Source organism: Pseudomonas sp. FP1154 (assembly GCF_030687245.1).
Taxonomy (GTDB): Bacteria; Pseudomonadota; Gammaproteobacteria; order Pseudomonadales; family Pseudomonadaceae; genus Aquipseudomonas; species Aquipseudomonas rhizophila.
Genome location: NZ_CP117465.1, coordinates 536,515 through 550,634, shown reverse-complemented (window position 1 = coordinate 550,634; position 14,120 = coordinate 536,515). Strand labels below are relative to the sequence as shown.

General features: G+C 60.8%; 10 protein-coding genes. 4 read left to right on the top strand and 6 right to left on the bottom strand.

Annotation, left to right across the window (positions count from 1 at the left end):
- Positions 1 to 51 precede the first annotated feature (51 nt).
- Positions 52 to 699, top strand: coding sequence for a peptide-methionine (S)-S-oxide reductase MsrA (gene msrA, locus PSH91_RS02465; protein ID WP_047226186.1), 648 nt, complete (start codon positions 52 to 54; stop codon positions 697 to 699).
- A 118-nt stretch (positions 700 to 817) separates the two neighbouring features.
- Here the strand turns inward: msrA and PSH91_RS02460 are convergent, their stop codons facing one another.
- The 3 genes from PSH91_RS02460 to PSH91_RS02450 form a co-directional block, all read right to left on the bottom strand.
- Entirely contained in the window at positions 818 to 1,657 is an 840-nt protein-coding gene (locus PSH91_RS02460) for a 23S rRNA (adenine(2030)-N(6))-methyltransferase RlmJ (protein ID WP_076382940.1), read from the bottom strand.
- 94 nt (positions 1,658 to 1,751) lie between these two features.
- Positions 1,752 to 2,486 (bottom strand): DUF4123 domain-containing protein, encoded by a 735-nt coding sequence (locus PSH91_RS02455; RefSeq protein WP_305467188.1) that lies wholly within the window; start codon positions 2,484 to 2,486, stop codon positions 1,752 to 1,754.
- A complete protein-coding gene (locus PSH91_RS02450) occupies positions 2,483 to 4,540 on the bottom strand; it encodes a type VI secretion system tip protein VgrG (protein ID WP_305467187.1) in 2,058 nt (685 codons plus the stop codon). Before PSH91_RS02450 ends, PSH91_RS02455 begins: the two co-directional genes overlap by 4 nt.
- A 266-nt stretch (positions 4,541 to 4,806) precedes the next feature.
- Between PSH91_RS02450 and PSH91_RS02445 the strand changes: the two genes are divergently transcribed.
- Positions 4,807 to 5,301 (top strand): DUF2165 family protein, encoded by a 495-nt coding sequence (locus PSH91_RS02445; RefSeq protein WP_047225919.1) that lies wholly within the window; start codon positions 4,807 to 4,809, stop codon positions 5,299 to 5,301.
- Positions 5,302 to 5,392: 91 nt separating this feature from the next.
- On the opposite strand, the gene putP is transcribed toward PSH91_RS02445, so the two are convergent.
- A complete protein-coding gene (gene putP, locus PSH91_RS02440) occupies positions 5,393 to 6,877 on the bottom strand; it encodes a sodium/proline symporter PutP (protein WP_047225920.1) in 1,485 nt (494 codons plus the stop codon).
- Positions 6,878 to 7,343: 466 nt separating this feature from the next.
- Here putP and putA point away from each other — a divergent pair, with 466 nt between their 5' ends.
- Complete coding sequence (gene putA / locus PSH91_RS02435; protein WP_076382950.1) at positions 7,344 to 11,297, top strand: trifunctional transcriptional regulator/proline dehydrogenase/L-glutamate gamma-semialdehyde dehydrogenase; 3,954 nt, start codon at positions 7,344 to 7,346, stop codon at positions 11,295 to 11,297.
- 245 nt (positions 11,298 to 11,542) lie between these two features.
- On the top strand, positions 11,543 to 13,345 hold the full coding sequence (locus PSH91_RS02430; protein WP_076382952.1) for an acyl-CoA dehydrogenase: 1,803 nt from the start codon (positions 11,543 to 11,545) through the stop codon (positions 13,343 to 13,345).
- A gap of 164 nt (positions 13,346 to 13,509) precedes the next feature.
- On the opposite strand, the gene PSH91_RS02425 is transcribed toward PSH91_RS02430, so the two are convergent.
- Both PSH91_RS02425 and PSH91_RS02420 read right to left on the bottom strand, forming a co-directional pair.
- Complete coding sequence (locus tag PSH91_RS02425) at positions 13,510 to 13,812, bottom strand: cell division protein ZapA (protein ID WP_047225923.1); 303 nt, start codon at positions 13,810 to 13,812, stop codon at positions 13,510 to 13,512.
- The gene (locus PSH91_RS02420) at positions 13,809 to 14,039 is read right to left on the bottom strand and encodes a hypothetical protein (RefSeq protein WP_047225924.1); all 231 of its coding nucleotides are present in this window, start codon (positions 14,037 to 14,039) and stop codon (positions 13,809 to 13,811) included. Before PSH91_RS02420 ends, PSH91_RS02425 begins: the two co-directional genes overlap by 4 nt.
- Between the last annotated feature and the right edge of the window lie 81 nt (positions 14,040 to 14,120).

Genomic DNA, 14,120 nt, shown 5'->3' with positions numbered 1-14,120 from the left:
CGGTCTCATTGCTTACATTCGCTCAACTCAATCTGACTGAGAGGACTGATGATGGTCTTGCGCTCGGAAATCCTGGTGAACAAAAACGTGCTCCCTACTCAAGAACAAGCTCTGCCTGGCCGCGAAACCCCAATGACCGTGCCGGAAAAACACTTCGTCCACGATGCGCCGCTGCTGGGTCCGTTTGCCATGGACGTGGATTTCGCGATCTTCGGCCTGGGCTGTTTCTGGGGCGCGGAACGCAAGTTCTGGCAGCGCGAAGGCGTGGTCAGTACAGCGGTGGGTTACGCCGGTGGCTTTACGCCGAACCCGACGTACGAAGAAGTCTGCTCGGGCCTTACCGGCCACAGCGAAGTGGTCCTGGTGGTCTACGAGCCAGAAAAAGTCAGCTACGAGCAGCTTCTGAAGATGTTCTGGGAGCTGCACAATCCGACCCAGGGCATGCGCCAGGGCAATGACATCGGCACCCAGTACCGCTCGGTGATCTATGCCACCAACCCAACCCAACTGGCTGCCGCCAAGCACAGCGCGCAAGTATTTCAGGCTGAATTGACCAAGGCCGGCAAAGGCGTCATTACCACCGAAATCGAAGAAGCCCCGACGTTCTTCTTCGCCGAGGCCTATCACCAGCAATACCTGGCGAAGAACCCTGAAGGTTATTGCGGAATTGGCGGTACGGGCGTGACTTGCCCGATCTGACTTTTTGCCGCTGAAAAGCTTCGCGAGCAAGCCCGCTCCCACAGGGTTCTGAGTCTGACCAATGTGGGCGCGGGCTTGCTCGCGAAGGCGCCCTATCAGACGGTATCAATGCATCTGATCAGCTTTCAGCGATCAGCCAATCCATCTGCCAGCCGCCCTGGGTCTGCCCAAGCTTCTTCGACAACCAAGGCAGCAGCTCGCGCAATTCCTCCTCCAGCCCCCATGGCGGATTGGCAATCGCCAAGCCGGAGCCGTTCAGGCTATTGGGCGTGGCCAACGGATGCACCAGCAATTCCACTCGCAACAATTTCGGCGCACCGGTGCCGGCCAAGTCCTGGTAGAAGCGGCGCAACATCCGCTGGTCTTTCACCGGGTACCAGATTGCTGCCACAGTCTGGCGCATCCGGCCGATGGCCTCCTTGAGTGACGCGGCGCAGCGTTGCATCTCGTCCAGCTGTTCAAAGGGCGGATCGATCAGCATCAGGCCGCGCTTTTCCGCCACCGGCAGCAGCGCCCGGGGCACATGCCAGCCTTCGCCCAAGTGCACCGCCACGCGACGATCGCCTTTCATGTTGTCCTTGAGCAGCACACCGTCTTCTGGATGTTTTTCGTTCAGAAGTACCCGATCCTGTGGACGGGTCAGGCGCCGCGCCAGTTCCGGTGACCCCGGGTAGTAACGCAACTGCCCGTCCGGGTTCATTTCGTGCAGCACTTTCATGTAGTCGGCGGTCAGCGCGGGCAGATCCTCCTGGCCCCACAACCGCGCGATGCCTTCAAGGTATTCGCCGGTACGATTGGCCTGATCGCCCTGCAAGTCGTACAGCCCGATGCCCGCATGGGTATCGAGATAGGCGAAGGGCTGCTCCTTGCGCGACATCAAAGCGATGAGACGGGTCAAGGTCAGGTGTTTGAACACATCGGCGTGATTGCCGGCGTGGAAGGCGTGGCGATAATTCATGGCGGCTCCTGCGAAGGCCGAGGAGTTTACCTTGAAGCGCGCCCAACGTCAGGGGGTCGCAGCCGAGCGGACGGGCCGTGACCACACCCGGTGGTCATCTGCCCAACTCCTGCATCAAGTATTCTTGCAGGGGGGCTTTTGGCCCATGGACCATCCCTGGCTCCCCAAGAAAATGCCTGATCTTGCAGCGCAGGATGCTTTCGTCGGCCTGTTCGAACAGATACGGATGCTCTTCGCTCAACCACTTGAGCAGGTTATTGAGCAGACAGTCCGTCGTATCCCCGGCCAGTTCCTGCAACAACAGCGCAGGCACTTCCCACCAGGGGAACGCCCGGGCCGGGCGCAGGGCATTTCCCGGGATCTCGAAAGACCGACCGTTGATCAGGCAACGGCTGATGGCGGGCAACAGCTGGCTGACCTCCACCGCATCCGATCGCAGGATCGGCTGGATAAAACGCCCATCCCAAAAGCGGAAAAAAACCGACTTGCCACCGGGCAGCAGAACCTGGGTGAGCCCACGCAGATGTTCGGCAAGGCTTTGCTGGCTGCAAGCGGTCACCGCCAGCCAGCCCCAATCAAGCGAGTCGGTCGTCGCGACCCAGTCAAGAAACTCGCTGTCCGGGGCGACAGCTCCGACATAGGGCATGACCGTTTCCCAGTCGGCGTAAGGCGTATCGGCCCAGATCGGGCTGGGCGCCACCGTCATCGAACGCCTCCAGGCCATCAGCGGCCCGGCGGTGCTGGCGCTGCTGAAAATGGCGTAGAGCTGCTCGGATGCCTGCAAGGGCTGTTGCTCAAGCCAGGCGCGGGGAGATTGACCGGTACTCATGGACGCTCCTGGACACCAGCCCGCCTGGGCATCACCGGCAATGGTTCGCAGACGCCTCCTTTGCAACGCTCACACTCCTCACAGAATGGCGCCTGGCCCTGCAGGCTGAAAACTTGCGCGAGGGAAAGTTGCGCGGCTGCGGCCGCGACATGTGTTTCGGGACTGCCGGGTAAACCTGGCGCGGCACTCCTGGCCGTCATCGGTGCCCCACCCACCTGGATCGGCACGCTGCTGAAGATCCCCCCAGCCCCGATGTTGATCCAATGCCCGCCGGCCTGAATGGTCGCGCTGACGCCGCCATCCAGTACCACTTGCTGTCCGGCGTTGACGTGAAATTGCTGGGTGGCATTGAGGGCCTGACTGGTTACCCGAATATGCCGCTCGCCGGCCACCACCAGATGATCATCCTGCCTGACCTCAACCTGGCGCTGACCATGGGTAATGCGCATCTCATCGGCCTTGAGCTCATGCCGCGCGGTGCCGGTGACGACGATGCTGCGTTCGTGATCAACCTGAACCCGCTGATCATGTAGCACATGCTGGGTCCAGTTGCGTTGAGCCCGCAGGTAAATCTCCTCGGCGCCCTGGCGATCCTCGATGCGCAATTCGTTATAACCGCCCCCGCCAGGGCTGCTCTGGCTGCGCAATATGCTGCGGGTTTTATCGGCCGGCAGGTCCAGGGGCACCGGGGTCGCGCCGTTCGGCAGGCAGCCCACGACCAATGGCTTGTCCACATCACCGTCGATGAAACCCACCAGCACCTCCATGCCGACCCGGGGAATCATCACGCTGCCATAGCGATCATGGGCCCAACCCGTGGCCACCCGTAGCCAGCAACTGGAGTGCTCGTCGCGCTGACCGTGGCGATCCCAGATCAGTTGCACCTTGACCCGTCCGTATTCGTCGCAATGGATCTCGCTGTCCACCGGCCCCGTCACCACCGCCGACTGATAACCGTGGGCGGCTGGCTTTTCGTGGGACAGGGGCGGACGAAAGAAAACATCCCAGGGGGTGGCGAGGAACGTATTGCTGTAGCCCTGGAACTCATCCGGGCTGTCACTGACCGTTTCCTCCAGCACTTGTGGCTGGCGCCCATGGTGGGTGACTTGCGTGAGCAGCCAGAGATCGTTCCATTGCGCTCGGGGATGCCCGTTGATTTGGAGGAAGTGCCCACTGACGAGTGCGCATTGGTCGCTGCGCCCCTCGGCCAGACGGTGGTCGGCGCCATGGCGCTCCAGTGCGCGCCGGGTAAGGTGCCGGCCATGGTCGCGATCGGAAAACCGGCCGGGGTAGTGATACGCTTCCAGAGCCGGTTGCTGCTGACTGTCCAGACTGGTTTGCAACAGCAGACCGGGCTTTTGAAAATCGTAGTCACGCAGCGTCACCGCCGTGGTCCGGGCCTGTAGACGCACAGCCAGGCGCTTGATCGCCGGCTCGCTGGCGGCCATGCCACTGCCGGGCAGATACAACGTCGCCTCGGGCAGGCGGGGAAACACCGTCTGGTCGTCACCGAACACCAACAGATGGCCGTCGCGGCTGTGCCGGAAGTGATAATGGATCCCGGCCTCGGCGCAGATCCGCCCGATGAAGGCCAGGTCGCTTTCACCAAACTGCACACAGTATTCGCGCTCGGGGTATTGCCCACCGAGGTTGAACTGGAACGCGTCACCCTGAATCCCGTGATCCGTCAGGATCAGGGTAATGATTGCCGGCACGCTCAGGTGCTGGAAAATCCGCTGGTTGATTCGATGGTCCAGGTAAGCCAGGCGTGGTACCAGTCTGATCTGGTAACGGGTCAAGCGCTTGCCCGAGTCGCCTTGGGCCGCGCTATAAACCTGGCCGTGTATGCCCCGCCCCTGATCATCAAAAGCCAGAAAGGCCTGACGATGCAGGAGCTCTTCCAGCGCCAGATCCGGCCGCTCACTGACCAGTTCCAGATCAAAGCAATAGGGTTGACTGATGGCTTCCTTGCCCCTGAACTCAAGCACCTTGAGTTCATTCGGCCCGCTGTCGAGTGCCAGGGTGAAACGTGGTTGGTTGGCAGGCGCGAACATCCGATGTGCCTCTGCTGAATAAAAGCGGGCGATTCTGCATGAGCACCAGGGAGAGTTGATCGGACCTCAGGAAAAACAGAATTGCCTTACATTCAAGGAGATTAAAGCCGCATTGTCCGCTGCGTTTTCCGACAGACATTCCGCGCATGGTGGTGACCGAAGTCGCCGCAGGAAACAATCAGCAAATTCCTACAACCTGACGGCCTCAGGACCGCACTGGGCCGTGCTAACGTCCTTTCGTCGCAAAAAAGCAAAGGACGCAACCCATGACGACTCGCTACGCAAAAATCGCAATGACCCTGGCTCTCGCCGCTTTCGCCTTGCTGACCGTGTTCAACAACATCACGGACTACCATTCCAACTTCAATTTCGTCCATCACGTGCTGAGTATGGACACCACCTTTCCCGACAATGCCGCGCGCTATCGCGCCATCGACCAGCCTTGGGCATGGCACGGCGCCTACTGGCTGATCATCCTTGGCGAAGCGCTCACCGCAGGCTTGCTGGGCTATGGCGCGCTCGAACTATGGCAGGCACGTAAAACCCCGAGCGTGGTTTTCGCTCAGACCAAACGCTGCGCCATCATCGGTTTGACGGTGGGTTTCTTCGTCTGGTTCTTTGGCTTCATGGTCGTCGGCGGGGAATGGTTTCTGATGTGGCAATCAGAAATCTGGAATGGCCAGGACGCAGCCTTCAGGTTCTACATGGCGCTACTGGGCGTGCTGATATTTCTCAATCAGCCCGACACAGAGCTGGACTGATGCCCATAAAAAACGGCCCGTCTCCATGGGAGGACGGGCCGTTTCTCTATTCAGAAGCTTCGCGCGAGCCGTCAAGGCCTCGCTGGAGGTCTTACTGGTTCAGGCGGAAATCTTTCTCAGCCGCTTCGAAGCGCTGCAGCATACCGGCGGTAGGCGAGCCCATCTTGCTGACGAAGTAGATAGCCAGGCTGGCGAAGATGAAGCCTGGGATGATTTCGTACAGGCCCAGCAGCTCGAAGTGTTTCCAGACGATCACGGTGATCGCCCCCACCAGGATGCCTGCCAGCGCGCCGTTACGGGTCATGTTTTTCCAGATCACCGAGATCAGGACCACAGGACCGAAGGCAGCACCGAAACCGGCCCAAGCGTAGCTCACCAGACCCAGGACACGGTTCTCCGGGTTGGCAGCCAGGAAGATGGCAACCACTGCCACCAGCAACACCATGGCGCGGCCGACCCAGACCAGCTCCAACTGGGAAGCATGCTTGCGCAGGAAAGCCTTGTAGAAGTCTTCGGTCAGGGCACTGGAGCACACCAGCAACTGACAGCTCAGGGTGCTCATGACAGCTGCCAGGATCGCCGACAGCAGCACACCGGCCACCCATGGGTTGAACAGCAGCTTGGCCAGCTCGATGAACACACGCTCAGGGTTCTCGGTCACGGGGCCGGCCACTTCCGGGTGCGCCGAGAAGTAAGCGATACCGAAGAAGCCGACAGCCACGGTGCCGCCCAGGCAGAGAATCATCCAGGCCATCGAGATACGACGAGCCTTGGCGATGGACTTGACCGAGTCAGCAGCCATGAAACGCGCCAGGATGTGCGGCTGGCCGAAGTAGCCCAGGCCCCAGCCCATCAGCGAGATCACGCCGATGAACGTGGTGTTTTTCAGCATGTCGAAAGCAGTAGGATCTTTCGCTTCGATGGCCAGGAACGTGGTGTCCACGCCGCCGGTCGCCAGCAGCACGATGATCGGCGTGAGGATCAGCGCGAAGATCATCAGGGTCGCTTGTACGGTGTCGGTCCAGCTCACGGCCAGGAAGCCACCAATGAAGGTGTAGGCAATGGTTGCCGCCGCACCGGCCCACAGCGCTGTCTCGTAGGACATGCCGAAGGTGCTTTCAAACAGACGGGCACCGGCCACGATGCCGGAAGCGCAGTAGATGGTGAAGAACACCAGGATCACCACCGCAGAGATGATCCGCAGCAGGCCGCTTGTATCTTCAAAACGGCTGGAGAAGTAATCCGGCAGTGTCAGCGCGTCACCGTTGTGCTCGGTCTGTACCCGCAGGCGACCGGCCACGAACAGCCAGTTTAGGTAGGCACCGATGATCAGGCCGATGGCGATCCAGCCTTCCGACAGGCCGGACATGTAGATAGCACCGGGCAAGCCCATCAACAGCCAGCCGCTCATGTCGGAGGCACCGGCGGACAATGCAGTCACGACGCTGCCCAGGCTGCGACCGCCCAGGATGTAATCGGAAAGGTTATTGGTGGAGCGATAAGCCATCAGGCCGATCAGGACCATTACAGCGATATAGATCACGAAAGTGATCAGGGTGGGATTACTAACACTCATGAGTTACGCCCTGGCTTTGTTTTTATGTAGCGGTGGCAGTAGGAAGCGTCGACAAGACAACCATAGACCTTGCTTGACGTTTCCAGGACCCGCGAATTTATGACTGATGTTTCCCCAGGAAAGCCATCAGCCGATGCCCCTCGGCTTCGAGCCGGTTGCACCTTGGCGACGAATGCTATTCAACAAATGAAATAAGGTGCAACCAGTTTCGCTCGATTCAGTTGCACCCAGTCGGTTTTTTCGCCAAATGACCGTTTTTTGCTCCCTTTTAGTGCGATATCAACCTTTGGCTAGAAACCAATGCACTAAGCAGAAGCACCGCTCACGCCGCGAATTTTGCTTTCCTGATGAGCTGCTTATTTTTTCGACGAAAAAAGGTTGCACCCGGTTGCACCTCGGCCAGCTCGCAGCTAATCTTGCCGCCAGCTGATGCCACGCAATACGTGGTAAACATGAGGATAAAAATATGGCTACCACCACCCTTGGGGTCAAACTCGATGACCCAACCCGCGAACGCCTCAAGGCGGCCGCAACCTCGATTGATCGCACGCCCCACTGGCTGATCAAGCAGGCAATTTTCAATTACCTGGAAAAACTCGAGGGTGGTGCAACCCTGACCGAACTGAACGGTTCGACTCGCGCCGACAACGATGAAGCCGGCGACGTCCAGGTCGACCACGCGCACCAGTGCTTCCTGGAGTTTGCCGAAAGCATTTTGCCGCAATCGGTCCTGCGCGCCTCTATCACCGCCGCTTACCGTCGTCCGGAGCCGGAAGTGGTGCCGATGCTGATCGAGCAGGCGCGCCTGCCGGCCGACATGGCCGAAGCCACCAACAAACTGGCCTCCTCGATTGCTGAAAAACTGCGCAACCAGAAGAGTGCCGGCGGCCGTGCTGGTATTGTTCAGGGGCTGTTGCAGGAGTTTTCCCTGTCGTCCCAGGAAGGCGTGGCGCTGATGTGCCTGGCCGAGGCGCTGCTGCGTATCCCGGACAAAGGTACTCGCGACGCACTGATCCGCGACAAGATCAGCACCGGCAACTGGCACCCGCACCTGGGCAACAGCCCATCGCTGTTCGTCAACGCCGCCACTTGGGGCCTGCTGCTGACCGGCAAACTGGTCGCCACCCATAATGAAGCGGGCCTGACTTCCTCCCTGAGCCGCATCATTGGCAAGAGTGGCGAGCCGATGATCCGCAAGGGCGTCGACATGGCCATGCGCCTGATGGGCGAGCAGTTCGTCACCGGTGAAACCATCGCCGAAGCCCTGGCCAACGCCAACAAATTCGAGACCAAGGGTTTCCGCTATTCCTACGACATGCTGGGTGAAGCCGCACTCACCGAACATGACGCCCAGAAGTACCTGGCCTCGTACGAACAAGCCATCCACTCGATCGGCAAGGCGTCCCACGGCCGCGGGATTTATGAAGGTCCGGGCATTTCCATCAAGCTCTCGGCCCTGCATCCCCGCTACAGCCGCGCCCAGTACGAGCGCGTCATGGAAGAGCTGTACCCGCGCCTGCTGTCGCTGACCCTGCTGGCCAAGCAATACGACATCGGTTTGAACATCGACGCCGAAGAAGCCGACCGCCTCGAACTGTCCCTGGACCTGCTGGAACGCCTGTGCTTCGAACCACAGCTGACTGGCTGGAACGGCATTGGCTTCGTGATCCAGGCCTATCAGAAGCGTTGCCCGTACGTGATCGACTACGTCATCGATCTGGCCCGCCGCAGCCGTCACCGCCTGATGATCCGCCTGGTGAAAGGCGCCTACTGGGACAGCGAGATCAAGCGCGCCCAGGTCGAAGGCCTGGAAGGCTATCCGGTCTATACCCGCAAGGTGTACACCGACGTGTCCTACATCGCCTGCGCCCGCAAACTGCTGTCGGTGCCGGAAGCCATCTACCCGCAATTCGCCACGCACAACGCCCATACCCTGTCGGCCATCTACCACATCGCCGGTCAGAACTATTACCCGGGCCAGTATGAGTTCCAGTGCCTGCACGGCATGGGTGAACCGCTGTACGAGCAGGTTGTAGGCAAAGTCTCCGAAGGCAAGTTGAACCGTCCGTGCCGCGTGTACGCTCCGGTCGGCACCCACGAGACACTGCTGGCTTATCTGGTTCGTCGCCTGTTGGAAAACGGTGCCAACACCTCGTTCGTCAACCGCATCGCCGACCAGTCCATTTCCATTCAGGAGCTGGTGGCCGATCCGGTTGCCAGCATCGAGCAGATGGCAACCCTGGAAGGCGGTTTCGGCCTGCCGCACCCGCGTATCCCACTGCCGCGTGATCTTTATGGCAGCGAACGCGCCAACTCCAGCGGCATCGACCTGGCCAACGAACATCGCCTGGCCTCGCTGTCCTGCGCCCTGCTGGCCACCGCCCATAACAACTGGAAAGCCGCGCCGATGCTCGGTTGCGCAGCCAGCGAAGAAACACCGGCACCGGTGCTGAACCCGTCCGATCACCGTGACGTGGTCGGCCATGTGCAGGAAGCCACGGTCGCTGACGTCGACAACGCCATCCAGTGCGCCCTCAACGCGGCGCCGATCTGGCAGGCCACGCCACCGGCCGAGCGCGCTGCGATCCTGGAGCGCGCCGCCGACCTGATGGAAGGCGAGATCCAGCCGTTGATGGGCCTGCTGGCCCGCGAAGCCGGCAAGACCTTCGCCAACGCCATCGCCGAAGTGCGTGAAGCCGTGGACTTCCTGCGTTACTACGCAGTGCAGGCCCGCAACGACTTCACCAACGATGCCCACCGCCCACTGGGCCCGGTGGTCTGCATCAGCCCGTGGAACTTCCCGCTGGCGATTTTCAGCGGACAAGTGGCCGCCGCGCTGGCCGCCGGTAACCCGGTACTGGCCAAGCCTGCCGAGCAGACGCCGTTGGTGGCTGCCCAGGCCGTGCGCCTGATGCTCGAAGCCGGTATTCCGGAAGGCGTGCTGCAACTGCTGCCGGGCCGTGGCGAAACCGTCGGTGCCCGCCTGGTGGGTGACGATCGGGTCAAAGGCGTGATGTTCACCGGCTCCACCGAGGTCGCTCGTCTGTTGCAGCGCAACATCGCCGGGCGCCTGGACAACCAGGGGCGTCCGATCCCGCTGATCGCCGAAACCGGTGGCCAGAACGCGATGATCGTCGACTCCTCGGCCCTGACCGAACAAGTGGTCATCGACGTGGTGTCTTCAGCATTCGACAGCGCCGGCCAGCGTTGCTCCGCCCTGCGGGTCCTGTGTTTGCAGGAAGACTCGGCCGACCGCGTCATCGAAATGCTCAAGGGTGCCATGGCTGAATCGCGTCTCGGCAACCCGGAGCGCCTGTCGGTAGACATCGGCCCGGTGATCGATGCTGAAGCCAAGGCCGGTATCGAGAAACACATCCAGGCCATGCGCGACAAAGGTCGCACCGTGTACCAGATGGCAATCGCCGACAGCGCCGAGTGCAAGCGCGGCACGTTTGTGATGCCGACCCTGATCGAGCTGGAAAGCTTCGACGAGCTGCAGCGTGAGATCTTTGGTCCGGTGCTGCACGTAGTGCGCTACAAGCGCAAGGAACTGGATCAACTGATCAACCAGATCAATGCCTCCGGTTATGGCCTGACCCTGGGCGTACATACTCGCATCGACGAGACCATCGCCAAGGTGATCGATAACGTCCATGCCGGTAACGTCTATGTGAACCGCAACATCGTGGGTGCCGTGGTCGGCGTGCAACCGTTCGGTGGCGAAGGCCTGTCGGGCACCGGTCCCAAGGCCGGTGGTCCGCTGTACCTGTACCGCCTGCTGTCGACACGGCCTACCGATGCGATCCAGCAGTCGTTCGTCCGTGACGACGCCCTCAACGCGCCAGACCTGCGCTTGCGTGACGCCATGAGCAAGCCGCTGACCGCCCTGCAAGCCTGGGCAGACAGCCAGAAACTCGCCGAATTGAGCGCCCTGTGCGTACAGTTCGCGGCTCAGTCGCAAAGCGGTATCACCCGCCAACTGACCGGCCCGACCGGCGAACGCAACAGCTACGCCATTCTGCCCCGCGAGCACGTGCTGTGCCTGGCGGACGTAGAGGGCGATCTGCTGACGCAACTGGCCGCGGTGCTGGCGGTAGGCGGCTCGGCTGTTTGGCCGGAAACCGACACCAGCAAAGCTCTGTTCGCACGCTTGCCGAAAGAAATTCAAGCGCGCATCCAGCGGGTTTCCGACTGGGCCAAGGACGAAGTGGCTTACGACGCCGTCCTGCATCATGGCGACTCGGATCAACTGCGCAGCGTTTGCCAGCAAGTGGCCAAGCGTGCCGGCGCCATTGTCGGAGTCCAGGGCTTGTCCCAGGGCGAAACCAACATCGCACTGGAGCGCCTGGTGATCGAACGGGCGTTGAGCGTCAACACCGCTGCGGCGGGTGGCAACGCCAGCCTGATGACCATCGGCTAAACCGCTGTAGACCAGGCATCTGCAATGGGTGCCTGGTCATCAAAATCCCTGTGGGAGCGAACCTGCTCGCGATAGCGGTGGATCAGTCGACAACATTCCTGACTGACCCACCGCTATCGCGAGCAGGCTCGCTCCCACATTTAGATTAGTGTTGCCCTCACCTCTGCATCACTGCCATCAATCATCCTGTTCAGCCTCTATTGCCACGCCTAGACTCGGCCCATTCCAAAAAAAGGTAAGCCGCCATGTCCGAGACGTTGCTCAGTTCCCGAAATCTGGCTTTCGAGCTGTATGAAGTCCTTGATGCCGAGGGCTTGACCCAGCGCGAGCGGTTCGCCGAGCACAATCGCGAAACCTTCGACGCGGCCATCGGCACCGCCCGCAGCATCGCCGAAAAATATTTCGCACCGCATAACCGCAAGAACGATGAAAACGAGCCGCGCTACGAGGACGGTCAGGCGATCCTGATTCCGGAAGTAAAGCCGGCGGTGGATGCCTTCCTGGAGGCCGGTTTTCTCAATGCCGCACGCAGTTTCGACGCCGGCGGCATGCAATTGCCGACGCTGCTGTCCCAAGCCTGCTTCGCGCACTTTCAGTCGGCCAACGCCGCTTCGACCTCTTACCCGTTCCTGACCATGGGCGCGGCGAACCTGATCGAAAGCTTCGGCAGCGAGGAGCAGAAACAACGTTTCCTGCAACCGATGATCGATGGTCGCTTCTTCGGCACCATGGCCCTGACCGAACCCCACGCCGGATCTTCGCTATCGGATATTCGTACCCGTGCGGAGCCGGCATCCGACGGCACTTATCGGCTCAAGGGCAACAAGATCTTCATCTCCGGCGGCGATCATCCGCTGTCGGAAAACATCGTGCACATGGTCCTGGCGAAACTGCCGGACGCGCCACCCGGCGTTAAGGGCATCTCGCTGTTTATCGTGCCCAAGTTCCTGGTCAACGACGACGGCAGCCTCGGCCAGCGTAACGACGTGCTGCTGGCCGGGCTGTTCCACAAGATGGGCTGGCGCGGCACCACCTCCACGGCGCTGAACTTCGGCGACAACGGCGAATGCGTCGGTTACTTGGTAGGAAAACCGCACCACGGCCTGAGCTACATGTTCCAGATGATGAACGAAGCGCGGATCGGCGTTGGCATGGGTGCGGTCATGCTGGGTTACGCCGGCTACCTGTATTCCCTTGAATACGCCCGCGAACGTCCGCAGGGCCGGGTGCCCGACAGCAAGGACCCCACCACCGCTCCCGTGGCGATCATCCAGCACGCCGATGTACGTCGCATGCTGCTGACCCAGAAGGCCTACGTTGAAGGCGCATTTGACTTGGGCCTGTACGCCGCACGCCTGTTCGACGACACCACCACCCTTGAAAGCGAAGCCGAGCGCAGACGCGCCCATGAGTTGCTGGATCTGCTGACCCCCATCGTCAAATCCTGGCCATCGGAGTTTTGCCTGAAAGCCAACGAACTGGCGATCCAGATTCTGGGGGGCCACGGCTATACCCGCGAATACCCGGTCGAACAGTATTACCGCGACAACCGCTTGAACCCGATTCACGAAGGCACCCACGGCATCCAGTCCCTGGACCTGCTGGGACGTAAACTGGCGCAAAACGGCGGTGCAGGGCTCAAGCAACTGATCCGCCTGGTGGCCGACACCAGCGAACGCGCCCAGGCGTACGAATCATTGGCGGCGTTGCGTCAGCCGCTGGAAGCCCTGGTGGCGCGCCTGCAAACGGTGACCCTGGGCCTGCTGACGGACCTGGCCCAAGGCAAGGTCAACAGCAGCCTCGCCAACTCGGCGCTGTATCTCAAGGTGTTTGGGCACATGGTGATTGGCTGGCGCTGGCTGGAGCAGGCGATTCGGGCCGAGGAAGGCCTGGCCAAGGGGAACGCAGCGGACACCGACTTCTATAAAGGCAAGCTGCAAGCAGCGCGGTATTTCCTGACCTGGGAAGTCCCAGGTTGTCAGCATGAGCTGGCGCTGCTTGAGGCGCGGGATGATACCTGCCTTGGGATGCGGGATGAGTGGTTCTGATCCAGTTCTTGCGGCGCGGCTGAAATCCAATCGCGAGCAGGCTCGCTCCCACAGTGGCTCGGCGGTGAACACGGATATTGCGTTCACTCAGCCCCATGTGGGAGCGAGCCTGCTCGCGATGACTTAAGTACAGACAACGACGCTTTGTAAGCCAAGTTGCGACTTCAAGCCTGCTGAATCGTCTTGGAAATGACCTCGACCGTGGCGCTGACTTGCTCTTGGTAACGGTCGAGTTCCGCTTGATGTTGCTTCTGCATTTCCATCTGCTGCGAGCACAGGTTCATGGCCGCCAGCACCAGCAGACGATCACCGATCAGCGTCGGGTATTTCCTTTTGGTGTCGGCCAGAGCGGCCTTGAGCATCGAAGCGGCGTCCAGCAGGGCCTGTTCCTGCCCGGCCGGCGCCTTGATTGAATAGTCCTCTCCCAGAATCGAGACGACCGTCACCCCGTCGGCGCCATGCTTCATGCGCTGACAGGACCGGCGCTGGCGCGCTCGATCAGGGCCTGGATGCGCGCGGCGGTGGTGCCGTGCAGCTCTTCCTGTTCCATCAGGCTCAGTTGCAGGCTTTCATTTTCATCCTTGGCCTTGGCCAGTTCCGCGTTCAGGGTCTCATTCAGGCCGGCCAGTTGACGGTTCTGTTGCACCAGGTCGTTGACCAGTTGTTCCAGTTGGCTGAGGGATGTTTCCAACATATTGATTTCCAGGCTTTTTCAAGGGGGCGCGTACGATAAAGAAAAGTCACCGTCAATGCCACGACTTGGGGCGGCGGTGCT